This is a genomic window from Herminiimonas arsenitoxidans (assembly GCF_900130075.1).
GTDB lineage: Bacteria > Pseudomonadota > Gammaproteobacteria > Burkholderiales > Burkholderiaceae_D > Oxalicibacterium > Oxalicibacterium arsenitoxidans.
The window spans coordinates 3,705,026-3,729,787 of sequence record NZ_LT671418.1; the positions used below are offsets into that span (position 1 = coordinate 3,705,026).

Genomic DNA, 24,762 nt, shown 5'->3' on the forward strand with positions numbered 1-24,762 from the left:
CGTAGCCTGTTGAAAGAAGCCGCTTTTTGAAAACGCCATCCAGTCTCGATTTTTTGACCGAAGCATTGCGCCGCCTGCCGGGTGTAGGCCCTAAGTCTGCGCAACGTATGGCGTATCACTTGATGCAGCACGACAGAGATGGCGCTGCCATGCTCGGTCGTGCCTTGTCGCAAGCGGTGGAGAAGGTGCAGCACTGTGCGATGTGCAATACCTTCACCGAACATGCAGTATGCGAAACTTGTCTTGATGCGGAACGCAATCCAGCCTTGTTGTGCGTGGTCGAAACGCCGGGCGATCAATTGATGATCGAACAGACGTTGACGTTCAAGGGCCTGTACTTCGTATTGATGGGACGTTTGTCGCCGCTCGATGGTATAGGTCCCAAAGATATACATCTGGAAAAATTGATCGGTCGTGCCACTGATGGCATCGTGCAGGAAGTCGTGCTGGCGACCAATTTCACCAATGAAGGTGAGGCAACTGCGCATTACATCAGCGAGACGCTGAAAGCGCGCGGCTTGAAAGTCAGTCGTCTGGCGCGTGGGGTGCCGGTTGGTGGTGAGCTGGAATATGTCGATGCCGGCACAATCGCACGTGCGATGCTGGATAGACGTACGACCTAATACCTAATGCCTGTAATATCGTCGTCATCAGGCGTCGATAGCATAGTTTGCAAACGGTACTACAGCTTGATGTTTCATCTTTTATAAAGGTGATCGCAATGTTTACCCACTCTCCAGAAAATCAAAGTTGGTTGCGCGCAAAATGGCAAACGCTGGTGACTTCAGTTTCTGCCGATCGTGCGGCATCCGATGCGGTATGGGATGAATTGATCCGGCATTATTCTGAGCCACATCGTACTTATCACAATCTATCGCATGTCATGGTCTTGCTACGCTATGCAGAAGCCCATCGCCATCAAATCAATCGACCAGAAATAGTGGAATTCTCTATTTGGTTCCACGACGTGATTTACGATACGCATCTGAAAGACAATGAACGGCGTAGTGCGGAATGGGCGCGTCGAGCCATGATTGCAATGCAAATCGATGAACACCATATTCCGCCAGTCATGGAATGCATCATCGCCACCGAGCGACATGAAATTACCTCGCCGCGCATCGTTGATCTGCCCTTGTTCCTCGATATGGATCTCACTATTCTTGGTGCAAAAGAAGCTGTCTACAAGGAATATAGCGAAGTCATACGGGCTGAATACAGTTGGGTGCCGATAGAGGAATATCGGATCGCGCGTGGTAAATTTTTGCAGCGCTTTCTGGAACGACCATCCTTATTTTTTACACCGACCATGGCAGCAACGCTTGAACATCAAGCGCGCTTGAATCTCGAGTCCGAATTACGCGAACTTGCACATATCTAAAAACACATGAAGAAAACAGCATCATCCGGCCCTTTGGCCGGCATCAAGGTTCTGGAGCTGGGCACATTGATCGCAGGCCCATTCTGCTCGCGCATGCTGGCAGAATTTGGCGCAGACGTTATCAAGATCGAATCGCCGGATGGCGGCGATCCAATTCGTCAATGGCGCGTATTGAAGGATGGCACTTCGTTGTGGTGGTCGGTGCAGTCGCGTAACAAGAAAAGTCTGACCTTGAATCTGAAAGATCCACGCGGACAAGAGATAGCCAAGAAGCTGGCGCTGGAAGCAGACATCATCATCGAGAATTACAGACCCGGCGTGCTGGAAAAATGGTCGTTAGGTTACGAACAATTGAAGGCGGAAAATCCGGCAACCATCATGGTGCGTCTATCCGGTTTCGGTCAGACCGGACCGTTGAAAGATCAGCCGGGCTTTGGCGCGATAGGTGAGTCGATGGGCGGATTACGTTATGTCTCCGGCTTCCCGGATCGGCCACCATTGCGTGTTGGGATTTCCATAGGCGATTCGGTGGCTGCTTTGCATGGCGTCATAGGCGCGATGATGGCGTTGCGTCATCGTGATACAACCGGCGGCCGTTGGAACGGCAAGAACGGCGATGAGTTGGTTGCTGGGCAAGGTCAGATGATAGATGTGGCTTTGTATGAAGCAGTGTTCAATATGATGGAATCGCTGGTGCCGGAATACGATTACGCAGGCGTGGTACGTGAACGTACTGGTGGTGCTTTACCTGGCATCGTGCCATCGAATACCTACAGGACTGGTGATGGTGAAAACATCGTGATCGCCGGCAATGGTGATGCCATCTTCAAGCGTTTGATGCTGGCGATGGGACGCGACGATCTGGCTAACGATACTCAGTTGGCACGCAACGATGGCCGTGTGCCACGTACTGCAGAGATAGATGCAGCAATACAAGCATGGTGCGCGACGCAGACTATAGCAAGCGCGCTTGAAATATTGCAAAAGGCCGATGTGCCGGTGGGTAAAATCTATTCGATACGCGACATGATGAGTGATCCACAATTTCTTGCGCGCAAGATGTTTGAGCAGCATGCATTTGCAGACGGCACACCTATCAAGCTGCCTGCCATCACGCCTAAATTGTCCGAAACGCCGGGTGAAACAAAATGGCTGGGCCCAGCTTTGGGTGAGCATACGGATGATGTATTACGCACACTGGGTTATGATGATGCGGGCATTGCCGAATTAAGACGCGACGGCGTAGTCTAAAAACGCCGCGAACAGAGGACGACATGAATAAAAATTTCTTTAAGCAGTTTGCCATTGCTTTGGTGCTTTTCTTACTTGGCTACTGGACGTTTAACGGTTTGCTTTTTAACTGATTTCCTCAATGGCAGAGCACACTCTATGTGTTCCTGTCTTGTTGAAACAGGATGATTTTTGTGTTGTCATGCTAATGAAGTAAATTCGCAAGGGAACTTCGCCGTATTGGTTTTATCGTAGCAAAGCTGTTTGCAGTATAGATTTCCATCGACTTTCCGATTTTTTCAAAGGAGGTACATCGTGGGTATTCTCAGTACTATTTTCAGCAAGATATTTCCATCCTCACACGCCGCTCCGGCTCCATCTACACCTGCGGCAACTACATCAGCAGCGCCTGCAGCACCAGCCACACCGGCTCAACAAGTCGATGTGGAAGCCATTCTGAATGGCTTGGCACAAAAAAATCCACAGAAGCTGAACTGGAGTACTTCTATTGTCGATTTGATGAAGCTGCTGGATATGGATAGCAGTCTGACTGCTCGCAAAACTTTGGCGCAAGAGTTGAATTACACCGGCGATACCAACGATTCGGCATCCATGAATATCTGGTTGCACAAGCAAGTGATGATCAAGGTATCCGAAAATGGTGGCAAGGTGCCGGATGCATTGAAGCACTGATAAGTTAGTTTTTATAAAAAATGCGGATCGTGTTTCACTGATGAAGTGAAATACGATCCGCATTTTTCATTCAAGGCAGGAAGAGCATGATTCGTGTCTTCTGCTTAAAGAATTTATTCTGTTCTTTCAAATACCCGCTCTATACGTTTGTCAGGTACCAGCCACAAGATAGCAACCAGCACATAGATGCTGATGGAAATCCATTCAAACCAGAAGGCAGCTGGAATGGCGATGGCATACAGAACGGGTGATATCTTGCCTTTCCAGTCCTTGCCAATCGCACGTTGCAAGAGAGAGTTCTTTCCTTGAGCGGAGATGATCAAACGTTCAAGCACCCAGTAGGCAAGGGAAGACATGAGCAATATCACGCCATAAATTGCCGACGGCATGGCACCGAAATGGTTTTCGCCCATCCAGCCAGTGACGAAGGGAATTAGCGATAACCAGAAAAGCAAATGCAGATTAGCCCATAGCATTGCACCACTGACCTTTTCAGTGGTGTGCAACATGTGGTGATGGTTGTTCCAGTAAATGCCGAGATAGATAAAGCTCAATACATAACTCAGAAATACAGGAATGAGCGGTTTGAGAGCTTCGATACTTTCGCCGTGAGGCACTTTCAATTCCAGCACCATGATGGTGATGAGTATGGCGATGACACCATCGCTGAATGCTTCGACCCGACTTTTTCCCATACTTGCCTCACGTTTTTAAGGGAGTGACCTTTTGTAAAAACTGCCAGCAAGTAAGACGGAAGAACGTAGCGTCTTCCGTCGCTTGGATTATTTCAACGCTTCAACCAATTTATCCAGTTTCACTGCATCCACACAGAATGCGCGTATGCCTTCAGCCAGTTTCTCAGTGGCCATTGCATCGTCGTTCAACATGCTGCGGAAGGTTTTTTCATCCAGCGTGAGTTTCTGGAGATCTGCATTTTTTGCTTCTGCCGGCACGAGCTTGCGTGTCAGCGGTGCATCGGATTCGGCTAGCTTCTGTAACAATTCCGGGCTGATAGTCAGCAGATCGCAGCCGGCCAGTTCGACGATTTGCGAAGTATTGCGGAAGCTTGCACCCATTACTTCAGTGGCGTAACCGAACTTGCGGTAGTAGGTGTAGATGCGTTTAACCGATTGCACGCCAGGATCGTCCGCGCCGGTGTAGTCGGTACCGTTCGATTTCTTGTACCAGTCGTAGATGCGGCCGACGAATGGCGAGATCAGTTGTACGCGTGCATCGGCGCAGGCAATGGCTTGCGGTAAGGAGAACAGCAGAGTCAGATTGCATTGTATGCCTTCTTGTTCCAATACCTGTGCGGCACGTATGCCTTCCCATGTCGATGCGATTTTGATCAGCACGCGATCGCGCGAGATGCCCGCTTCTTCGTACAGACGGATCAGCGTGCGGCCTTTTTCAATGGAGCCTTCAGTATCGAAGGACAGGCGTGCATCGGTTTCGGTTGAGACACGACCAGGAATGACTTTGAGGATTTCTTGCCCAAACGCGACTAGCAGATGGTCAATAATTTCGTTGGTGCTTTTGCCGGCATGGTCGCGTGCGACCTTTTCCATGATGGGCTTGTACTCATCCTTTTGCACCGCCTTCAGGATCAGCGATGGATTGGTTGTTGCATCTTGCGGTGCAAATGCCTTGATCGATTGAAAGTCGCCCGTGTCGGCAACGATAGTGGTGTATTGCTTCAGTTGTTCGAGTTGGTTCATGGCGCAATAGTGAGTTGTCTAGGAATGATCGGTATTGACACTCTTATTGTACGCAATGTTTCTGCATCTTTGCTGACACTAAAGAAAGCTAATTTTTCAGTGGTGCTTGCAGGAAGGAATCGAATTGCAGGTCGAATTTTTGTAGCGCTTTTTGCGCGTTGACCATTTTCTTGCGACGCTCAGGGCTTAAGCGTAGTGCCAGTCCGACTGCAAGTATGTCGATCACGACCAGATGCGCGAGGCGTGCAGATATCGGTGTGTAGGGGTCGGTGTGGAAGTGCAGGTCGATAGGAATCAATATCGTCGCCAACTCTGCCAATGGTGTGCCACTGGGTGCGAGAACGATGATGGCAGCTCCTGAACTACGTGCTAGCTGTACGCTGCGCAGCAGGGAGAGACTGCTGCCGCGCTGCGAGATGGCGACCACGACATCGCCTTTTTTCAACAAGGATGCGGCGATGCTGTGTATGTGCGGATCGGAGTAGGCGACCGTCGGTACGCCGGAACGAAAGAATTTGTGTTGTGCATCGGCAGCGATGATACCGGATGTGCCCTGACCATAAAATTCGATTGTGTTGGCGTTGCCTAAAACCTGCAGCGCTTTTTCGATAGCGTTGGCATCCAGACTGTTGCGCAGATCGAGCAAGGTGTTGATCGAGCGATTGCACACCTTGTCGACGATATCTGCCGCCATGTCTTCCAACATGGGTGATTCGCCAGTGCCGGGCGAGAGTGCCAGACCTTGCGCCAGCTTCAGCTTGAATGCTTGCCAGCCATCAAAGCCTATGGCGCGGCAAAAGCGCACGACCGTTGGTTCTGATACCTCGGCTTTTTTTGCCAATGCGGTGATGTTTTCTGCAATGGCGAGTTCGGGTTGTTCTAATACGGCGAGTGCGACTCTTTTTTCCGATTTGGAAAGTGAGTCGTACTGTGTGCGTATTGAATCCAGCAGCATGCGGGTGTACTCCGCTTATTCCGGCAAAGCTTCTTCGCGCCACTGCAGGCCGTCGCGGCCGATCAGCGCGCTCGATGCGGCTGGCCCCCAGGTGCCAGCTGCATACGGAAGTGGTTCGTTGCCGTCTTGTTCCCAGTGGCGCAGTACAGGCTCGACCCATTCCCACGCTGCTTCCAGTTCATCGCTGCGCATGAACAGCGTCAGTTGACCGCGCAATACGTCTAGCAGCAAGCGCTCGTAGGCATCCATGCGTGGTGCTTTGAAGGTCTCTGCAAAATCGAGTTCGAGTTCGACCGGTTTCAGACGCATGCCGTCGCCGGGTGTTTTTGCCATCAAGTTCAATTGTAGGCCGTCATCTGGTTGCAGACGAATGACCAGACAGTTCGGCTGGAAGCTGCTGGTCGATTGCGCAAAGATGGAGTGCGGAATTGCCTTGAAGCGCACGACGATTTCTGCCAATTGATCGGCCATGCGTTTGCCGGTACGCAAATAGAAGGGCACGCCGGCCCAACGCCATGTATCGATCTCGGCTTTGACTGCGACGAAGGTTTCGGTATTCGAATCCGGGTCGGAATTTTTTTCCTGTCTGTAACCGGGAACAGCTTTTCCATCGACATGACCTGCGCGGTATTGACCGCGGATGATGTTCTTGGCCAGTGCGTTTTGCGTGAATGGCTTTAGTGAGCGCAATACCTTCAGCTTTTCGTCACGGACTGCGTCAGGTGTAACAGATAGCGGCGGTTCCATTGCGACGATACATAGCAATTGCAGCAAATGATTTTGCAGCATGTCACGCAAGGCGCCAGATGTTTCGTAATAGCCCATGCGATTGCCGACGCCGATTTCTTCCGCGATCGTGATCTGTACATCGGAAATCCATTCGCGGCGCCACAGTGGTTCGAACAACACATTGCCGAAGCGCAGTGCGAGTAGATTTTGTACCGCTTCCTTGCCGAGGTAATGATCGATCCGGTAAATCTGCGATTCTTTGAAGACCAGGCTGACTTCCTGATTGATCTGTTTGGCGCTGGCGAGATCGCGGCCTAGCGGTTTTTCCAGAACGACGCGGGAATTCTCGGTTGCCAATCCACGTGCGGATAGATTGTGGCAAATCTTGGCGAACAGGGTAGGCGGTGTCGCGAGATAAAAGACGCGTGTGAGCGCAGGATTATCGCGCAAGGCATCATTCAGCGTTTGATAGGTATCAACATTGCTCGCATCCAGCGAAACGTATTTGATACGGGCGCAGAATTTTTCCCATACCGCTGGCGTTAAGGTTTTTTCGTTGATATGCGGCTTGGCATTTTCATTTAGCGTATTAACAAACTCTTCCTGGCTCCAGCTATGGCGACCGACGCAAATGATCTGTGCCGCAGGAGGCAAATCCCCGGCGCGGTCACGAGCATACAGCGCAGGAATGAGTTTGCGCATCGACAGGTCGCCGCCGCCGCCAAACAAGACAAGATCAAAATCGGTGAGAGCCATGGTAGTGAAGAAGGTTGTATGAGTAAGTGTTCGTTAGAACGTTATTGTTTGTTTTGTAGTGCAGTCTTGGCGCGTGCAATCAAACCATTGGTCGAGCTATCGTGTGTCTCAGGTTTTGTTTGATTACTCAATTCGGCCTGAATGTTTTTTGCCAGTATTTTGCCCAGCTCAACACCCCATTGATCGAAACTGTTAATACCCCAGATTGCGCCTTGTACAAACACCTTGTGTTCATACAGTGCAATTAACGCACCCAGTGTGCTCGGGGTTAACGCATCCATCAAAATAGTGTTGCTTGGGCGATTGCCGCGGAAGATGCGATGTGGCAGCAGTTTTTCGATTTCTGCTGCTGGTAATCCTTGTGCCTGCATATCGGCGCGTACTTCATCGGCATTTTTGCCGCGCATAAAGGCTTCGGATTGCGCGAAGCAATTGGCCAGTAACAAGACCTGGTGTTCTTTCATCGTATGCGATGGTGTCAGCGCAGCGATGAAGTCGACCGCCATGATGTCGGTGCCTTGATGCAGCAATTGGAAATAGGCATGTTGGCCATTGGTGCCGACATCGCCCCAGATAACTGGGCAGGTTGCGACTTCTACTTTTGTACCGTCAACCTGAGTGCTCTTGCCATTGCTTTCCATTTCCAGTTGTTGCAGATAACCGGGGAATAGACGCAAATCCTGATGATAAGGCGCGATTGAAATGGATGTGCTGCCGATAAAGTTACGGTTCCAGATGCCGATCAAGGCGAGGATGACAGGCAGATTTTTTTCCAGTGGCGCATCTTGGAAGTGCTGATCCATGGCATGCGCGCCAGCAAGAAATTCTTTGAAGTGTTCGATGCCTATCGAGAGTACTAGTGCCAGGCCGATAGCAGACCACACTGAATAGCGGCCACCCACCCAATCCCAGAAAGGAAACATATTTTCTGGTGCGATGCCGAAGGCTTTTACTGCATCCAGATTGGTAGAAACGGCGACGAAGTGTTTGGCGAGATCTGCCTCACTCGCGTGCTTCAAGAACCATGCGCGTGCTGATTGCGCATTCATCATGGTTTCTTCGGTATGGAAACTTTTGGAAGCGATGATGAATAAAGTCGTAGCGGGGTTGACGCGCGACAAAATGGCATCCAGATCATGCCCGTCTACATTGGAGACGAAATGCGTGATCAGGCGAGGGTGTGCGAAGGAACGTAGTGCCTGGCATGTCATCTTTGGACCAAGGTAGGAGCCACCTATGCCGATGTTGACAATGTCGGTAATCTCGCGACCATCGAAGCCGCGCCATTCGCCGGAACGCACGCGTTCGGCAAACACGCCCATCTGATCCAGTACAGCTTGTATATCGGGGACGATGTCCTTGTTGTCCAGCATCAGCTTTTCGTTACGCGGTTTGCGCAAGGCAGTATGCAGGACTGCACGGTGTTCTGTGCGATTAACTTCTTTGCCGGCGAACATGTCGTCACGTAGCGCCTCTACCTGCGTATCGCGGGCGAGTGCGTACAGCAATGTCATAGTCTTGTCATCGACAATATTTTTGGAGTAATCAAGGAACAGACCTGCGCCTTCAGTGGATAATTTGGCGAAGCGAGCAGGGTCCTGTGCAAACAAGTCACGGACTTGTCGGTCTTTGGTCTCGGTGTGATGCTGTTGCAGCGCCTTGAAGGCGATGGTGGCAGTAAGCGGTATGCGCATGGGCAGTAGATGCGATCTAAGGTTGGTTGAAACTATACATCAATTTATGGTAATTTCACTACAAATAAATTTACTGTGAGCAATGCAAACAACGAATGTGCATGGCCGATTATTTGTAGCACGCCTGTAACGGATACTTGTTCCGATGGAAAGTTCAATCGAATGTCACATTTCGATGGTTTGTAATGAAACGGTCATTGAGTGAATTTCTTGCGCGATAAGGAGTCTTACGTTTTCGCAGGAAAGTAAAAGATGATGGTAGTTCGATACAATTTGTTGTAGTAAAATTTCAAAACTGTTTTTCAAGGAATTTATATGTCGCTCCATCCTGTTGTGACTGCCGTAACCGCAAGGATCGTAGAGCGTAGCCGGCCTTATCGCACTGCTTACCTGCAGCGTCTGGAACATGCGCGTCAAAAGGGTGTGCAGCGCAGTACACTTTCCTGCACCAATCTTGCCCACGGTTTTGCTGCGTTTCCGCAGAACGACAAGCTGGTGCTGAAGCAGCAAACCAATCCATCCATCGCGATCATCTCTGCCTATAACGATATGTTGTCGGCGCATCAGCCGTTTGAGCGTTTTCCACAAATCATCAAGGATGCAGTGCGCAAAGCGGGTGGTGTTGCGCAATTTGCCGGCGGCGTGCCTGCGATGTGCGACGGCATTACGCAAGGTCAGCCGGGTATGGAGTTATCGCTGTTTTCGCGCGATACGATCGCCATGTCTACTGCGATCGCCTTGTCGCACAATATGTTCGATGCCGCCTTGTATCTCGGCGTATGCGACAAGATCGTGCCGGGACTAATAATCGGCGCATTGCACTTCGGACATTTGCCAGCGGTATTTGTGCCGGCTGGACCGATGACGAGCGGCATGTCGAACCCGGAAAAAGCCAGAATACGTCAACTGTATGCACAAGGGAAAATCGGGCGCGATGCCTTGTTGGACGCAGAAGGGCAGTCGTATCACGATGCCGGCACCTGTACTTTCTACGGTACAGCTAACAGTAACCAAATGTTGATGGAAGTGATGGGCCTGCATTTGCCAGGCGCTGCCTTCATCACGCCGAATACACCTTTGCGCGATGCCTTGACCGCAAGCGCAGCACAACGCGCGGTAGAAATCAGTGCACAAGGTAAAACTTACACACCTATCGGCCGTTTGGTCGATGAAAAGGTCATCGTCAACGCCGTCGTAGCCTTGCTCGCGACTGGTGGTTCTACCAATCACACTTTGCATCTGGTCGCGATGGCGAAGGCGGCTGGGATAGTGATCGATTGGGACGATTTCGATGCCTTGTCTAGTATCGCGCCTTTGGTTGCACGTATTTATCCGAATGGCGACGCCGATGTGAATCACTTCCATGCTGCAGGCGGCACCGGCTTCGTAATCCGTGAATTATTGGATGCAGGTTTATTGCATGACGATGTGACGACGATTCTTGGCCGTGGTTTGCGTGCGCATGCGACCGAACCATTCTTGCAGGATGACAAAGTAATCTGGAAATCTGCGGCAGCGGTCAGTGGCAATACAGATGTGTTGCGCACTGCAGGTCAGCCATTTTCGACGGATGGTGGCATGAAGCTGATGTCAGGCAATCTCGGTCGTGCGGTGGTGAAGGTATCGGCCGTCAAGGTGCAGCATCGCATCGTGGAGGCGCCGGCCATCGTGTTCGATTCGCAAGAAGCTTTCATGCATGCTTATCAGGCCGGTGAATTGAATCGCGACTTCATTGCCGTATTGCGCCATCAAGGCCCACGCGCGAACGGTATGCCGGAATTGCATGCGCTGACACCAGCGTTAGGCAGTTTGCAGGATGCGGGACGCCATGTCGCCTTGGTTACCGACGGTCGCATGTCTGGTGCTTCGGGCAAAGTGCCGGCAGCCATTCATGTATCGCCGGAAGTATTGGCTGGCGGTCCATTGGGACGTGTGCGTACTGGTGACATCATTCAATTGAATGCGGAAACCGGCGTGCTGCAAGCGCTTGTGCCTGAAGCAGAATGGGTGGCTCGCGGTGCAGAACCGGCTGACCTATCGCAAAACGAAATCGGTATGGGACGTGAGTTGTTTGCGATGTTCCGTCACTCAGTAAGTGCTGCAGAGGAAGGGGCAACAACCTTTGGTCTGCCACCACCTTTGTTGGAAACTGACGAGGACAAAACGAGCAATACGCTTGCAGTGCCGGACGATGAACCGTTTGTCGATGAAGATAGTTTGATTGAGCGCCCAATAGGAAACTGACATGAATCTGCTGGAAATAATGCGTGCCTCGCCGGTCATCCCGGTCATTGCCATCGATGATTTGAAGCATGCAGTGCCGCTGGCGCGTGCGCTGGTTGCAGGCGGCATACGCGTATTGGAAGTGACTTTGCGTACGCAGCACGGTTTGGCTGCGATCCGCGCAATTGCAGAACAAGTGCCGGAAGCTATTCTTGGTGTGGGGACTTTGACGCGACGTGAAGATTTTGTGGCCGCACGTGATGCTGGTGCGGTTTTTGGTGTTTCGCCGGGATTGACGATGGAGTTGATCGAAGGTTCACGTTCTAGTGGTTTGCCTTTGTTGCCGGGCGTGATGACACCGTCGGAAGTAATGTCGGCACGTGAAGTCGGTTTTCATCAATTGAAGTTGTTTCCTGCTGTGCCGGCTGGTGGCGTCGGGATGCTGAATGCGATTGCTGGGCCGTTGCCGGATGTGTTGTTTTGCCCGACGGGTGGGATTTCGCAGGAGACTGCGGCGCAGTTCCTTGCATGTAAAAATGTCGCGTGTGTGGGTGGGTCTTGGTTGACGCCTAAGGATGCGTTGGCGGCTGGGGATTGGGCGAGGGTTGAGGCCTTGGCGAAGGCGGCTTCTGGGTTGAGGTGATGTTTAGGGTGTTTTGATAAAGAGGCCGCTTTGAGCGGCTTTTTTATTGGTGTTTGATTTTGGTTTGTTTTTGTTGATGTGGTTCTTTCTTCGAGTTGGCTCAGCATGCCGGGGGTAGCCCGGCGGCTACTCACTTTCTTTGCTTCGCCAAAGAAAGTAAGCAAAGAAAGGCGACCGCGGAGCCGCTGCCCTTCGGGTTCCCGTTTGCGCAGAACAAAAAATGGGAAGTGAACGAAACTCGCTAACGCTCAGACAACGTTCACTTCTTTATCCATTTTCTGCCCCACACAAACGGCAGCGTCAGAGCGGACTTACTTCTACAGCCTCTTTGAGTCATCTATCTAGTTTGAATTTACAAGGCTGTTGTCGTTCCGCATGTGACGTTGCCAAGACAAGCCATCGTCTGGCGGAGTACGGGCGCAAACATGTTTGAGCGTAGCGAGTTGGTTTGCGCCCTCGACTGATGATGGCTTGCCTTGGGTACCCGCTTTAGCGGGCAGCGGCTTCGCGGTCGCCTTCTTTTGCTTACTTTTCTTGGCGAAGTAAGAAAAGTGAGTAGCTGCCGGGCTACCCCCGGCAATCCAACTCTCCAAGGAGAGAGAACAGCATCAGCAATAAAAAGAAGAAAATCTCCCTAAAATCCAGCATAGACACATCTTTCATCTATGTGTAAGGTTTAACCATCAGCTGTACGTTCCACGCCCATCCGTCGTCAATAAAAACAATCCGGGGCCACCCTATGCATGGAGCTGAATTCATTCAGGATCTGGCAGTGATCATGCTGATCGCCGGCATAGTCACGATTTTGTTCCATCATTTCAAACAGCCTGTCGTCCTTGGCTACATTCTTGCTGGCGTGATCATAGGCCCGCATACACCACCTTTTGAACTGATTCACGACGACAGGACGATCAAGATCGTGGCTGAGCTTGGTGTCGTGTTCTTGATGTTTTCTCTTGGCCTTGAATTCAATCTGAAAAAACTGAGTAGCGTCGGTGTGACTGCTTTCATCGCGGCATTTGGGGAAATCGTTCTGATGACCTGGATAGGTTATGAAATCGGGCAGTACTTCAAATGGAATACGATGGATTCGCTGTTCCTTGGTGCGATGCTGGCGATTTCTTCGACGACGATTATCGTCAAGGCGCTGGATGAGTTGGGAATGAAGAATGAGCGTTTTGCTCAGCTTATTTTTGGCATTCTGATCGTGGAAGACATTCTGGCCATCGGCATGATTGCGCTGTTGTCTGGTATCGCAATGAATGGTTCGGTCGATGCCGGCGACGTGTTCGTTACTGTCGGCAAGCTATCACTTTTCATGATCGTGGCACTGGTGCTGGGCTTGTTGATGGTGCCGCGCTTGTTGGCTTATGTAGCGAAGTTCAAGAGTAATGAAGTTTTCCTGATCACGGTGCTGGGTTTGTGTTTCGGTTTCTGTCTGCTGGTTTTGCAATTGGAATACAGCATTGCGTTGGGTGCCTTCATGATAGGCGCGATCATGGCAGAGGCGCGGCAGTTGCATTTGATTGAGCGCTTGATTGCACCTATCCGCGATATGTTCAGTGCCTTGTTCTTCGTCGGTGTGGGTTTGTTGTTCAATCCTACTGTGTTGGTAACGTATGCATTGCCGATTGCCTTGATCACGGTCGCGGTTGTCCTCGGTAAGGTATTTGCCTGCGGACTCGGTACCTTTGTTGCCGGTAACGATGGCAAGACTTCGCTGCGTGTTGGTATGGGTTTGTCGCAGATTGGAGAGTTCTCTTTCATCATTGCATCGCTTGGTTTGACCTTGCAGGTCACCAGCGATTTCCTGTATCCGATAGTCGTGGCGGTCTCGGCTGTGACGACCTTGTTGACGCCGTATTTAATCAAGCTGGCTGATCCTTTATCGCAGCGTGCGGCATCGGCCATGCCGAGTAATATCAGTCGCGTCGCCAATCGTTATACGTCGTGGCTGCAAAGCAATCAACTTGAAGGCGACCGCGCGATGCTGGCCAAGATAGTGATGCGCATAGTGGCGCAAGTAATCGTCAATTGCGCGATGACGGCTGCGGTCTTTCTGGCTGGGATTTATATCTTTGGGGCGATTGAAAAAAGTCTGGCTTCATCGATTGCTGATGAACATATTCAAAAAGCCATTGTATTTGGCGGTGCATTAGCCGTTTCTTTACCGTTCTTGATTGCGACTTATCGCAAATTGAATGCATTGAGCTTGCTGCTGGCGGAGATCATCATTGGCGATGGCGGCAAGTTTGTACATGGCTTGCGTCGCGTGATTGCCGAGGTGATTCCGGCGCTATCGATAATTGGGATTCTTCTTTTGATAGGCTTATTGAGCGCGAGCATACTGCCGCCGACCAATGTGCTGATCGTACTGCTGGTTGCAGCCGCGATATTGACGGCTGTACTGTGGAAGACTTTTGTACGCTGGCATTCCAGCTTGCAAATCGCGCTTTTCGAGACCTTGGAAGAGCATGTGGACGAAAAAGCTTGATATGAAGGCAACGATATAGTCATTTTTACCGTGTAGACGGGATGCTGATGCGGGCATCCGTTAAAATAGCGGACTTCCAAATTCCTTTTTCTGTGTATAGCCATGACCCAAGACGAAATGAAGCAAGCAGTCGCCCGCGCTGCCATCGATTATGTAGTGACAGGCGAAATTATCGGCGTCGGCACGGGTTCTACGGCCAATTTCTTCATAGACGAGTTGGGCAAGATCAAGGATCGCATCAAGGGTGCGGTTGCATCGTCCGAGGCGACGGCAGAGCGTTTGCGTGCGCATGGCATTACCATTTTTGATTTGAACGATATCGACTCGATGTCGGTATATATCGATGGCGCGGATGAAATTACATCAGATGGTGCGATGGTCAAGGGCGGCGGTGCGGCATTGACACGCGAAAAAATCGTTGCTTCAGTTGCCAAACAATTTGTTTGTATCGCTGATGGTTCCAAGCTGGTGGATAAGCTGGGTAACTTCCCGTTGCCGGTAGAAGTGATTCCGATGGCACAAGCAGTTGTTGCGCGTAAACTGGCTGCGCTCGGTGGTGAGCCGCGCTTGCGTGTGAAGGATGGCAAGCCAGTGGTGACTGATAACGGCTGTTACATCATTGATGTGCTGGGTTTGCAGATACAGAATCCCGCAGAGCTTGAAGCGCAGATCAACGATATCGTCGGCGTAGTGACGGTGGGCTTGTTTGCACGACGTGGCGCGAATGTTGGCTTGCTGGGAACTGCCGATGGTGTGAAGCGCTTGAGCTTCTAATTGCAGCAACAACAGCTTATTCAAACAGAGCAGCTTATTTCTTCAACAAATCCAGAAAGTTTTTGTTCGGAATAGGCTTGCTCATCAAATATCCCTGACCTTCGTTACAGCCGTTTTCCAGTAAGAACTGGAATTGGTCTTCGGTTTCTATACCTTCTGCCAGCACGGTCAGATTCAAATTCCGCCCCAGTGAAATGATGGCTTTGACGATGGCGGCGCTGTCCTGATCGGTTGCGATGTCGCGCACGAAGGATTGATCTATCTTCAAAGTATCGACCGGAAAGCGTTTCAGATAACTCAGGCTGGAATATCCGGTACCAAAATCATCCAGCGAAATTTTCACGCCGAGCGCACGTAGCTGCGTCAGCATGGCAAACGATTTCTCGACATCGGTGGTCATCACGCTTTCTGTAATTTCCAGTTCCAGATACTGCGGTTCCAGATCGGTTTCGGTCAGGATGCGCTCCACCATTTCAACGATATCGCCTCGCGCTAGCTGGCGTGGCGACAGGTTGACCGAAATCGGAATTGGCGGATAGCCGGCTTTTTGCCACGCGCGATTCTGGCGGCAGGCTGTACGCAAGACCCATTCACCTAATGGAATAATCAAGCCGGTTTCTTCCGCTAGCGGAATAAAACTGGCTGGCGAAATCATGCCGGAGTGTGCGCTGTTCCAGCGTATCAAAGCCTCTACACCGATGATTTTGTGTGTGGCGAGGCTGACTTTGGATTGGTAGTGCAATACAAAGTTTTCGTTAGAAATGGCCTGGCGCAAGTGGTTTAGTAATTCCAGCCTGTCGGTGACGGAATTGTTCATTTCTGCCGAGAAGTACTGGAAGTTATTGCGGCCCAAATCCTTGGCCTTGTACATCGCGGAATCGGCATTCTTCAACAGTGTCTCCACATCGCGACCATCGTCGGGGCAGAGTGTGACGCCTATGCTGCAAGTAATTTGGAATTCCAGATCATTGGCTTTCCATGGTTGCGCCACTTCATGCAACACGCGTTGCATGGTGTGCGAAATCGCTTCCTCACTCGGCTGGTCAGTGAGCAAGAGGACGAATTCATCGCCGCCTTGACGTGCCACGGTATCGCTTTCGCGCAGACAGGAAGTCAGGCGATGTGCGGTAATGCGCAATAACTCATCACCGACTTGATGACCAAGGCTGTCATTGATGAATTTGAATTGATCCAGATCGAGGAAGGCAATTGCAGTCAGATTGCCATAGCGCGCGGAATGCAAGACCGCTTGTTGCATGCGATCGTAGAGCAGCGTTCTATTTGGTAGGCCGGTGAGTGCATCGTGTGTTGCCTGGAATTGAATTTCCGCTTCATGCAGTTTTCGCTCGGTGATGGCTTCTACCGTGCCTTCAAAGAAGAGCAGGGTACCCGCGCTGTTATGGACGGCGCGGGCGTTTTCTGAAATCCAGATCACGTCGCCATTGCGTCTATGCACGCGAGATTCAAAATTGGTCACAACACCATGCTTGGCCATCAGGCGCATGAATTCGGTACGGCGTTGCGGATCGACATAAACCTGATGATCAATGTCGCGCAGTGTGGAGATCAACTCCTGCGGCGTATCGTAACCATACATGCGCGCGAGCGCAGGGTTGACCGCAAGATAACCGTCGTTGGGGGTTGACTGATAAATGCCTTCGATCGCGTTTTCAAAGATGCTGCGATAGCGTCGTTCTGCTTCGCGCAAGGCCTCATCCGCTTGCTTGCGTTCGGTTATGTCCTGGATAAAACCTTCCAGAATGTCGCGTGATTCACTGTCGTGAGTGATGTTGGTACCACGTTCCCAGACATGCCGAATCGTGCCATCGGCACGCACGATGCGATATTCGATGTCGAAGCGCCGGTTATTTCTGACTGCTTCCAGAACGGTCTCGTGCACATGCTGGCGGTCATCCGGATGTGTGATCTGGTCGTAGGAGATGCGGCTGTTGAACAGAATATCTTCTTCGGTATAACCCGTCAGTGCCAAGCATCCTTCGCTGACGAATTCCATGGTCCAGTGTTCATCCAGGCGGCATCGATAGACCATGCCTTCTAAATTGGCAAGTAGGGTACCCAGCAAGCGCGCTTGCAAGGTTGGATCGGCAGGATGGGATGGCATGGAGAGCAACATGATTGGATGCAGTATTTTAAATCACGAACGTCACCCAGTTTTCCCAGCCTCTGGGTGGTGCAAGCGTATCGCTCAGGCAAATGCCTACTTTCCATGAAGCAATAATGGTGCCATCTGAATTGCTTATTTTTGCACCTGAGTGGTGCAATTCCCTATGAGGGAAAGGTTGTCAGCTTGCTAGTGTATTGAGTGGGATTTTTAGATAGCGCACACCGTTGTCATCGGCTGGAGGCATATTGCCGGCGCGGATATTGATTTGAATTGCCGGCAAAATGAGTGTGGGCATGCCCAGTGTTTTATCGCGTGCGGTGCGCATGGCGACGAAATCGTCTTCGTCTATGTCTTTGCGTATATGGATGTTTGTGGTGCGCTGTTGGGCGACCGTGCTTTCCCAAGCGGGAGCGCGGCCATTGGGCGGATAGTCATGACACATGAACAAGCGTGTTGTGTCGGGAAAGCTGAGGATTTTTTGTACTGATTGATACATCGTATGTGCATCGCCACCGGGGAAGTCGCAGCGTGCGGTGCCGGCATCCGGCATGAACAAGGTATCACCGACAAAAATGGCGTCGCCAATGTGATAGGCCATATCGGCAGGCGTATGGCCCGGCACATACAGCGCCTTGGCAGTCAGATTGCCAATGTGGAATTCTTCGTCTTCATGAAACAAGTAATCGAATTGCGAACCATCGAATTTGAATGAATCTTCCAGATTGAAGATGTCATCAAAGACGCGTTGTACCTTGGTGATCATCTGGCCGATGGCAATCTTGCCACCTAAATGATTTTTGATATAAGGCGCAGCGGATAGATGGTCTGCATGTGCATGCGTCTCCAATATCCATTCGACGATCAGTTTCTGTTCTTGAATGAAGTTGATCAGCTTGTCGGCAGAGGTAGTGCTGGTGTGACCTGACTTGGGATCGTAATCGAGTACCGAATCGATGATGGCGCAGGCTGATCCGCGTGCTTCGTACACCACGTAGCTGACGGTTCCTGTTTCTGCATCAAAGAACGGTTGCACGATAGGTGGCATGGGCGATTCCTCGATTAAGCTTGTGCGTGATGGGGACGGTAGCGTGCGGTGTGCCGCAAGAAGGCAACACTTGAATGACAAGAGAAGCATTCATCATCGATGAAGGTTGGCTGTCATAAACCTCGATGTGGAGTTGGCAGGACTGTGGCGCGCATTATATTGCGTGCCACAGTCTGCCTTGTGCATCAGCGTGGTTTGTCGGCGATTTCTCGCGCCATGCGATCTTGTCTGTCGTAGAAATCCAGCGTACCGATATCGCCGCTATTGCGCTGTCTGGATGGGATCAGATGTTCGATATCGGGCATCAGCTCGTCATCGATTTCCATATCCTCTTCGCTACCCCAACTCGTATTCATAAATCCTCCGTAAGCCGGTATTTTACGATGCTGATACGTAAAGGGCCAGCACCCAGAATCAGCCGAGAGAATCAGGCACTTCACCGCTGCCGGGTAATTTGGCAACTAGCACGGTCAGCTTTTCAATGACGGGAGGTTTTGCCAGCAAATCTGCAGCGACTTCGCCTAATGCTTTGGCAATTGCGCCATCGAGATGCGCTTGCTGACCCGATTCGTTGACGAAGGCGTCGAAGATGCCGAAGGTATTGGCATTCAATTTGATTGCAAACCAGGCAACTGTTGCCGGTTCACCTAGTGCATAAGGCAGTTGAGCACGCAGAAATTCTTCCAGCTCTTTTTCCTTGCCTGGTTTTGCTTCCAGGCGAACTTGCAATCCGACGTTAACCATGATGTGTCTCCTTTATCGTTGGCGATTGAGTACCCATGTGGTGCAGACAGCGTTGTAGAGAACGACGATTGATTGTAATCCTCATTATCGATTCTTGAACAGGCGAGCTATTTCGCACGATTTGGTTCCGTGAGTTGTTGATGGATATGTGTTTCCAGAAAAGTGACGTTATCAAGTTGCAGCGCATCGTATTTGAGGCTTCTTCATGACAGGACAAATTGTCCTTCAGGCAAACTCGATTAGTATGTTTGTTTATATTTTGAGTGCAACAACAGATGTTGCCCACGGAAAGTGACATGGAGCAGAGTAGTTTTGGCCGCGCCTGGATGGTGTTTCTGATCTTTTTGCGTTTGGGGCTGACGTCATTCGGCGGCCCTATCGCGCATCTGGGCTACTTCCGTGATGAATTTGTCACGCGTAGGCGTTGGCTCAGTGAGCGTAGTTACGCCGATCTGGTCGCCTTGTGTCAATTTCTACCAGGTCCAGCCAGCAGCCAGGTTGGCATGGCGCTTGGCTTGTCGCGTGCTGGGTTTTCTGGTGCGCTGGCCGCTTGGGCAGGATTCACTTTGCCGTCGGCGATGCTGCTGGTTTTATTTGCGCTGGGCTTATCTGCCTTGGGCAGTACATTTCCCGTCGGTGTACTGCACGGTTTGAAAGTGGTGGCCGTCGCTGTTGTCGCGCAAGCGGTGTGGGGCATGGCGCGTAATCTGTGTACCGATATTCCCAGAATTTTCATCGCCTTAATATCGGCAGCCATTGTGCTCATGTTGCCGAATGCCTGGAGCCAGATTGGTGTGATTGTGCTTGCCGGCCTTACGGGATTGTTGTTGTTCAAACCAGCTAAGGACTTGCTGCATGAGCCACTTTCAATTCCGCTCAGTCGACGCGTGGGTGTAGCGCTAATTATTACCTTTTTGGTTTTGCTGATTGGCTTGCCTATAGCTGCGCAAGTGTGGAGCAATCAGACATTGGCCATCATTAATGCTTTTTACCGGGCAGGTTCATTAGTCTTTGGTGGCGGTCATGTTGTCTTGCCCTTGCTGCAAGCCGCGACAGTGCCGAATGGCTGGGTATCAAATGAAACTTTTCTGGCGGGTTATGGCATGACGCAGGCAGTGCCGGGACCATTGTTTACCTTCGCTGCTTTTCTTGGTGCATCGATGAATCTGGCACCTAATGGCTGGATCGGTGCTGCTGTGTGTTTGCTCGCCATTTTCGTGCCGTCGTTTTTGCTAGTGGCCGGTGCGTTGCCTTTCTGGGAACAATTACGTAGCAGCGTGCGTATTCAGGCGGCGTTCGCTGGTGTCAATGCTGCTGTCGTCGGTTTGCTGCTGGCAGCGTTGTATCAACCAGTGTGGACCAGCGCGATATTCACGCTGGCAGATTTCGGTTTGGCACTTGTTGCACTTGTCGCTCTGATGTTCTGGAAATTGCCGCCTTGGTTGGTCGTCATTGCTTGCGGTGCAATAGGCTGGTTGTTGAGTATTGCTGCTTGAAAGGCTGATATTTAATGAGCGTATGACAACATCGTATTGCAGCGTACAGACGAGAAAATACACACATCCTGCGGTCTATGACTTATCATCGTGGCCCATTTCATTTTCAGAGGTTTTTCCATGACAAACGCGTGCGGCGTCGATTTTGGGACGTCGAATTCGACAGTCGGCTGGAGCCGTCCCGGCACCTCGGCATTACTGCAACTGGAAGATGGCAAAGTTACATTGCCGTCCGTTGTTTTCTTCAATGCGGATGAAGAGCAGGTCTATTACGGTCGTGCTGCATTGACCAATTACCTGCAAGGTTATGAAGGTCGCTTGATGCGCTCGTTGAAGAGCATGCTCGGCACCAGCTTGATCGATGATCAGACCGAGGTGATGGGCAAGGCCTTGCCGTTTCGTACCTTGCTGACACAATTTATCGGCGAGTTGAAGCATCGCGCAGAAAAAGCGGCAGGGCGTGAATTCAGCAGTGTTGTTCTCGGCCGTCCGGTGTTCTTTGTCGACGGTAATGAAGAAGCCGATATTCTCGCTGAAGATACCTTGTATGAAATCGCGCAATCCGTCGGTTTCAAGGACATTGATTTTCAATTTGAACCGATTGCAGCAGCTTTCGATTACGAATCGCAGATCACAAAAGAAGAACTGGTATTAATCGCCGATATCGGTGGTGGTACTTCAGATTTTTCGCTGGTACGACTGTCACCTGAGCGCGCGAAAAAAGTCGATAGACGCGACGACATTCTGGCGACTGGTGGTGTGCATATCGGCGGTACCGATTTCGATAAATATTTAAGTTTGACCAGCATCATGCCTTTGCTCGGCCTCGGCAGTCGCTTGAATAACAATGCGGAAGTGCCATCCAGCTATTACTTCAATCTTGCTACCTGGCACACGATCAACCTGGCTTATACGCAGAAGACCTGGTTGCAGATCAAGGATATCTATCGTGATGCCCGAGAAAAGGACAAACTCGATAGCCTTTTGGATTTGATTGAAAATCGCTCAGGTCACTGGCTGGCATTGAAGGCAGAAGAGGGCAAGATTGCATTGTCGTCAGAGCTGGAAACAGAACTGTTGCTGGATCGTCTATCTCCCCGTCAGACCTTGACCTTGCGCCGTGATGAGTTTGACGATGCAATTGGCAAGATGGTTTCAACTATCGAAGGCACGGTAGCTAGTCTGCTTAACGATGCGGGTATCGAGGCCAGTGATGTGGATACCGTTGTGTTTACCGGCGGATCGAGTGGCGTGAATTTGTTGCGTGAAAAAATCAGTTCCCTGTTGCCTGAAGCGCGGCGTGTGGAAGGTGACTTATTTGGCAGCATAGGCGCAGGACTTGCGCTCGATGCAGTCAGAAAATTCGGTTAAAACCGGAGATTCATTCCTACCTTCAAATCTTTCTTGTCGATCAGTATTTGGAAATGGTATAAACAATTTGCGCATTTACGATGCGCAATTTTTTTATGTGCGTGGAAATGCGAAGGGCGATGGCAATCTTGCAGGTGAGAATTGTCATGACGCGGTAATAATGCGGGCTTATCGTCACGAGCTTTTCACGCGAAATCGCATGATGCCACTGCACAGTTCAAGCTACGAAACTGGTGCGTGATCGAGAGGATGGAATGTTTGCAGCAGTAGATCTAGGCTCCAATAGTTTTCGCCTGCATATCGGGCGCCATGATGGCGACACGATACGCATCATCAAGAGCGCGCGCGACCCGATACGCCTTGGTGCTGGCTTGGACAGCAAAGGCAATCTCACTGCAGCAGCAATGGAAAGCGCGATCGAATCGCTCGGGCGCTTCAATTCAATTTTAAGTACTTATCCGCTGAACGCCGTGCGCGTGGTGGCGACCAATACGATACGTATCGCGAAGAATGCCGCAGTCTTTCTGCCTGCCGCTGAGGCCGCAATTGGCTATCCGATTGAGATCATTTCCGGCGAAGAAGAAGGCCGCCTGATTTATATGGGCGTGGCCAGTACGCTCTCGCAAAATGAACGTCGTCTGGTGCTGGATATCGGTGGTGGTTCGACTGAGCTGATACTGGGCAAGGGGCCGAAGATAGAGCAGGTGGAATCGTTCAGCATCGGTACCGTGCCACAAAGTCTGACGTTCTTCCCCAATGGCGTGATTGAGGCAGCTGCATTTGATGCAGCGATTCTTTCTGCTCGTTCGCGTTTTGAAGATGCTGTGCCTTTATACAAATCTGATTTGTGGTCGAATGCGTATGGCTCGTCTGGCACCATGCGTGCAATTGCCGATGCAGTTGGCAAGAATGGTTTGGGTGATGGCTTGCTGACGCTTAAAAGCCTGGAGGCGCTTAAACGTCGTTTGATTCAGTTTGGTCACGCGAGCAAGATCGATTTGATCGGAATGAAAAGCGATCGCGCTGCGAGCATTACCAGCGGTCTGGCCATACTGATTGCGCTGATGCAGGAATTTGGTATCAAGGAAGTCAAACCGATCGAAGCTGGCCTGCGCATGGGCGTACTGTGGGATTTGCATTTGCGTGCGACCAAGCGCGACCGCCGAGACGAATCGGCACGCGATTTTCTGCAGCGTTTTAAAGTGGATGAAGCGCGTGCAGAACGCGCGGCACAAGTAGCGAGCGCAATTTTGACCTTGCTCAAGCCTAGCGATGAGACTTACGCCAAGCTGCTGTACTGGGGCGCCTTGTTGCATGAAGTCGGCTTGATGGTGTCGCATAGCGGCTATCACAAGCATGCGGCTTACATGATAGAGAATGCCGATTTACCGGGTTTTACCACGCGTGAGCAACGCGTGATGAGTCGTCTGGTATTGGCGCAAAAAGGCAATTTACGTAAAGTGGCGGACAGTTTGTCTGACGCCAATTTTGCCAAGGCGGTATTGGCTTTGCGTTTGGCGGTGATGTTCATGCATGCGCGTCTTAATATCGGTATTGACGAGGTGCGTCTGAAAATGAAAAACCGGATAGAGCTGGAAATCGGTAAGGAATGGGTGACTGGCCATCCGACGGTTTCTTACTGGATGGATAAAGAAAAAGAATGCTGGAGTGAAGTTGGCATTGATTTTTCTATCAAATTGACTAGCTGAGTCAACGTAGCTGTCGTGAGCTACTCTAGTGCGATACTCGTAGCGTCTCTTTAAGCGATATTTTTCGCTTTTCGACTCGGTTTTAATTTCAAAATGGTATCGGGAAAGTTCTGAGGCGACTGCAGTATTTCTAATACGTGCCTTCCTATTTCCAGGTCTGTTATCCAGTTTGGTTCTGCGATGTGCTGGCGACTGTGGCCATTCACCATAGACATGATCATCAATTCTTTGATGATGAGATTCTTACCCCTGCATTCCATATCGAGCGACTGATACATCATTCGTAGCGATGCTTGGCACATTGAGATATGAGCCGAATTAGGCGCTATAAAATCAGCCATACCCCCACCTATTCCGATGAAGGTTCCTCCAGATATTAGTTCTGGGATGAGACATTTAGCTGCATTAAAGTGGGTGATGACATTGTCTCGCATGAGCTGAAGCAGCGCATCTTCATTCCAGCTAAATAGTGGACACTCACTTGCGGGAGCACTCGCGGCAACGATCACGGCATTTATGCTGCCGACTGTTGCAGATGCATCCTGCCAAAGTCGACGCGTTCCCTGTTCCGTAGAAATATCCCCTTGAATCAGCTTTAAACGATTTGACGCGAATGCCGCACGTAGTTCTTCCAGTCGGGATGACGTGCGAGCAGAGGCAATGACGTTCCATCCGGCTTCTAGTAAAACACTGGTAATCCCGCGTCCTACGTCTCCTGATGCTCCAATGACAAGAACATTGCGCATGATGCTCTTACTCCCTTTTTGTTTTGTTGTTTTTACTGTCACTCATAGGCTGTAAACTTCCATCAGTTAATAACTGATAATACATTAGTTATTAACTGATAACTCTCCTTATGCAAAAAAGCCCTCGTTTGGAACAGTGTTGCTAACTATTCATGAGATGTGTTGTTTTCATTCGTGTAATCAAACTCTGGATGCTTTTATGTTTGCCAGTGTTGAGAAAACTTAAAAACTGATAT

21 protein-coding genes are annotated in these 24,762 nt (G+C 50.7%); 11 read left to right on the top strand and 10 right to left on the bottom strand.

The window, feature by feature from the left end; translation table 11 throughout:
- Positions 1-26: 26 nt before the first annotated feature.
- The 4 genes from recR to BQ6873_RS17520 all read left to right on the top strand — a co-directional run bounded on the left by recR (position 27) and on the right by BQ6873_RS17520 (position 3,304).
- The gene (gene recR / locus BQ6873_RS17505; RefSeq protein WP_076593803.1) at positions 27-623 is read left to right on the top strand and encodes a recombination mediator RecR; all 597 of its coding nucleotides are present in this window, start codon (positions 27-29) and stop codon (positions 621-623) included.
- A gap of 98 nt (positions 624-721) precedes the next feature.
- Positions 722-1,381: an HD domain-containing protein gene (locus BQ6873_RS17510; RefSeq protein WP_076593804.1), complete on the top strand. Its 660-nt coding sequence runs from the start codon at positions 722-724 to the stop codon at positions 1,379-1,381.
- A gap of 6 nt (positions 1,382-1,387) precedes the next feature.
- Entirely contained in the window at positions 1,388-2,632 is a 1,245-nt protein-coding gene (locus BQ6873_RS17515) for a CaiB/BaiF CoA transferase family protein (RefSeq protein WP_076593805.1), read from the top strand.
- 294 nt (positions 2,633-2,926) lie between these two features.
- Positions 2,927-3,304: a DUF3597 domain-containing protein gene (locus tag BQ6873_RS17520; RefSeq protein WP_076593806.1), complete on the top strand. Its 378-nt coding sequence runs from the start codon at positions 2,927-2,929 to the stop codon at positions 3,302-3,304.
- Between the two features lie 113 nt (positions 3,305-3,417).
- On the opposite strand, the gene BQ6873_RS17525 is transcribed toward BQ6873_RS17520, so the two are convergent.
- The 5 genes from BQ6873_RS17525 to pgi all read right to left on the bottom strand — a co-directional run bounded on the left by BQ6873_RS17525 (position 3,418) and on the right by pgi (position 9,156).
- Entirely contained in the window at positions 3,418-3,999 is a 582-nt protein-coding gene (locus tag BQ6873_RS17525; RefSeq protein WP_076593807.1) for a TMEM175 family protein, read from the bottom strand.
- 87 nt (positions 4,000-4,086) lie between these two features.
- Entirely contained in the window at positions 4,087-5,022 is a 936-nt protein-coding gene (tal, locus tag BQ6873_RS17530; protein ID WP_076593808.1) for a transaldolase, read from the bottom strand.
- Between the two features lie 88 nt (positions 5,023-5,110).
- Positions 5,111-5,977, bottom strand: coding sequence for a MurR/RpiR family transcriptional regulator (locus BQ6873_RS17535; protein ID WP_076593809.1), 867 nt, complete (start codon positions 5,975-5,977; stop codon positions 5,111-5,113).
- A 15-nt stretch (positions 5,978-5,992) separates the two neighbouring features.
- Positions 5,993-7,462 (bottom strand): glucose-6-phosphate dehydrogenase, encoded by a 1,470-nt coding sequence (gene zwf, locus BQ6873_RS17540; RefSeq protein ID WP_076593810.1) that lies wholly within the window; start codon positions 7,460-7,462, stop codon positions 5,993-5,995.
- A gap of 41 nt (positions 7,463-7,503) precedes the next feature.
- Positions 7,504-9,156, bottom strand: coding sequence for a glucose-6-phosphate isomerase (gene pgi, locus BQ6873_RS17545; protein WP_076593811.1), 1,653 nt, complete (start codon positions 9,154-9,156; stop codon positions 7,504-7,506).
- Between the two features lie 315 nt (positions 9,157-9,471).
- Between pgi and edd the strand changes: the two genes are divergently transcribed.
- The 4 genes from edd (at position 9,472) to rpiA (ending at position 15,290) form a co-directional block, all read left to right on the top strand.
- Positions 9,472-11,400: a phosphogluconate dehydratase gene (gene edd, locus BQ6873_RS17550; RefSeq protein WP_076593812.1), complete on the top strand. Its 1,929-nt coding sequence runs from the start codon at positions 9,472-9,474 to the stop codon at positions 11,398-11,400.
- 1 nt (position 11,401) lies between these two features.
- Complete coding sequence (eda, locus tag BQ6873_RS17555) at positions 11,402-12,022, top strand: bifunctional 4-hydroxy-2-oxoglutarate aldolase/2-dehydro-3-deoxy-phosphogluconate aldolase (protein WP_076593813.1); 621 nt, start codon at positions 11,402-11,404, stop codon at positions 12,020-12,022.
- A 739-nt stretch (positions 12,023-12,761) separates the two neighbouring features.
- Positions 12,762-14,516, top strand: a complete 1,755-nt coding sequence (locus BQ6873_RS17560) for a cation:proton antiporter (RefSeq protein WP_076593814.1) — start codon at positions 12,762-12,764, stop codon at positions 14,514-14,516.
- 102 nt (positions 14,517-14,618) lie between these two features.
- The gene (gene rpiA, locus BQ6873_RS17565) at positions 14,619-15,290 is read left to right on the top strand and encodes a ribose-5-phosphate isomerase RpiA (RefSeq protein WP_076593815.1); all 672 of its coding nucleotides are present in this window, start codon (positions 14,619-14,621) and stop codon (positions 15,288-15,290) included.
- Positions 15,291-15,324: 34 nt separating this feature from the next.
- Here the strand turns inward: rpiA and BQ6873_RS17570 are convergent, their stop codons facing one another.
- The 4 genes from BQ6873_RS17570 to BQ6873_RS17580 form a co-directional block, all read right to left on the bottom strand.
- Positions 15,325-17,424 carry a putative bifunctional diguanylate cyclase/phosphodiesterase gene (locus BQ6873_RS17570; RefSeq protein ID WP_076593816.1) on the bottom strand — a complete coding sequence of 700 codons (2,100 nt, stop codon included), beginning with the start codon at positions 17,422-17,424 and terminating at the stop codon, positions 15,325-15,327.
- 169 nt (positions 17,425-17,593) lie between these two features.
- Complete coding sequence (locus BQ6873_RS17575) at positions 17,594-18,460, bottom strand: MBL fold metallo-hydrolase (protein WP_076593817.1); 867 nt, start codon at positions 18,458-18,460, stop codon at positions 17,594-17,596.
- 185 nt (positions 18,461-18,645) lie between these two features.
- Entirely contained in the window at positions 18,646-18,816 is a 171-nt protein-coding gene (locus BQ6873_RS18090; protein ID WP_157889190.1) for a hypothetical protein, read from the bottom strand.
- 58 nt (positions 18,817-18,874) lie between these two features.
- On the bottom strand, positions 18,875-19,204 hold the full coding sequence (locus tag BQ6873_RS17580; protein WP_076593818.1) for a putative quinol monooxygenase: 330 nt from the start codon (positions 19,202-19,204) through the stop codon (positions 18,875-18,877).
- 296 nt (positions 19,205-19,500) lie between these two features.
- On the opposite strand from BQ6873_RS17580, the gene chrA reads away from it, so the two are divergent.
- The 3 genes from chrA to BQ6873_RS17595 all read left to right on the top strand — a co-directional run bounded on the left by chrA (position 19,501) and on the right by BQ6873_RS17595 (position 23,780).
- Positions 19,501-20,700: a chromate efflux transporter gene (gene chrA / locus BQ6873_RS17585; protein ID WP_076593819.1), complete on the top strand. Its 1,200-nt coding sequence runs from the start codon at positions 19,501-19,503 to the stop codon at positions 20,698-20,700.
- Positions 20,701-20,820: 120 nt separating this feature from the next.
- Positions 20,821-22,071, top strand: a complete 1,251-nt coding sequence (locus tag BQ6873_RS17590; protein WP_076593820.1) for an Hsp70 family protein — start codon at positions 20,821-20,823, stop codon at positions 22,069-22,071.
- 254 nt (positions 22,072-22,325) lie between these two features.
- Positions 22,326-23,780 (top strand): Ppx/GppA phosphatase family protein, encoded by a 1,455-nt coding sequence (locus BQ6873_RS17595; RefSeq protein ID WP_076593821.1) that lies wholly within the window; start codon positions 22,326-22,328, stop codon positions 23,778-23,780.
- A gap of 50 nt (positions 23,781-23,830) precedes the next feature.
- Here the strand turns inward: BQ6873_RS17595 and BQ6873_RS17600 are convergent, their stop codons facing one another.
- Complete coding sequence (locus tag BQ6873_RS17600; protein WP_157889191.1) at positions 23,831-24,568, bottom strand: SDR family NAD(P)-dependent oxidoreductase; 738 nt, start codon at positions 24,566-24,568, stop codon at positions 23,831-23,833.
- Positions 24,569-24,762: the final 194 nt, after the last annotated feature.

What these genes read in the sequence shown, in the direction of transcription:
- pgi (WP_076593811.1), bottom strand. Translation starts at nt 9,156, where the DNA reads ATGCGCATACCGCTTACTGCCACCATCGCCTTCAAGGCGCTGCAACAG.
- BQ6873_RS17525 (WP_076593807.1), bottom strand. Translation starts at nt 3,999, where the DNA reads ATGGGAAAAAGTCGGGTCGAAGCATTCAGCGATGGTGTCATCGCCATA.
- BQ6873_RS17575 (WP_076593817.1), bottom strand. Translation starts at nt 18,460, where the DNA reads ATGCCACCTATCGTGCAACCGTTCTTTGATGCAGAAACAGGAACCGTC.
- BQ6873_RS17570 (WP_076593816.1), bottom strand. Translation starts at nt 17,424, where the DNA reads ATGTTGCTCTCCATGCCATCCCATCCTGCCGATCCAACCTTGCAAGCG.
- zwf (WP_076593810.1), bottom strand. Translation starts at nt 7,462, where the DNA reads ATGGCTCTCACCGATTTTGATCTTGTCTTGTTTGGCGGCGGCGGCGAC.
- BQ6873_RS17590 (WP_076593820.1), top strand. Translation starts at nt 20,821, where the DNA reads ATGACAAACGCGTGCGGCGTCGATTTTGGGACGTCGAATTCGACAGTC.
- BQ6873_RS17510 (WP_076593804.1), top strand. Translation starts at nt 722, where the DNA reads ATGTTTACCCACTCTCCAGAAAATCAAAGTTGGTTGCGCGCAAAATGG.
- BQ6873_RS17560 (WP_076593814.1), top strand. Translation starts at nt 12,762, where the DNA reads ATGCATGGAGCTGAATTCATTCAGGATCTGGCAGTGATCATGCTGATC.
- BQ6873_RS17535 (WP_076593809.1), bottom strand. Translation starts at nt 5,977, where the DNA reads ATGCTGCTGGATTCAATACGCACACAGTACGACTCACTTTCCAAATCG.
- BQ6873_RS17515 (WP_076593805.1), top strand. Translation starts at nt 1,388, where the DNA reads ATGAAGAAAACAGCATCATCCGGCCCTTTGGCCGGCATCAAGGTTCTG.
- rpiA (WP_076593815.1), top strand. Translation starts at nt 14,619, where the DNA reads ATGACCCAAGACGAAATGAAGCAAGCAGTCGCCCGCGCTGCCATCGAT.
- BQ6873_RS17580 (WP_076593818.1), bottom strand. Translation starts at nt 19,204, where the DNA reads ATGGTTAACGTCGGATTGCAAGTTCGCCTGGAAGCAAAACCAGGCAAG.
- tal (WP_076593808.1), bottom strand. Translation starts at nt 5,022, where the DNA reads ATGAACCAACTCGAACAACTGAAGCAATACACCACTATCGTTGCCGAC.
- eda (WP_076593813.1), top strand. Translation starts at nt 11,402, where the DNA reads ATGAATCTGCTGGAAATAATGCGTGCCTCGCCGGTCATCCCGGTCATT.
- chrA (WP_076593819.1), top strand. Translation starts at nt 19,501, where the DNA reads ATGGAGCAGAGTAGTTTTGGCCGCGCCTGGATGGTGTTTCTGATCTTT.
- edd (WP_076593812.1), top strand. Translation starts at nt 9,472, where the DNA reads ATGTCGCTCCATCCTGTTGTGACTGCCGTAACCGCAAGGATCGTAGAG.
- BQ6873_RS17595 (WP_076593821.1), top strand. Translation starts at nt 22,326, where the DNA reads ATGTTTGCAGCAGTAGATCTAGGCTCCAATAGTTTTCGCCTGCATATC.
- BQ6873_RS18090 (WP_157889190.1), bottom strand. Translation starts at nt 18,816, where the DNA reads ATGAATACGAGTTGGGGTAGCGAAGAGGATATGGAAATCGATGACGAG.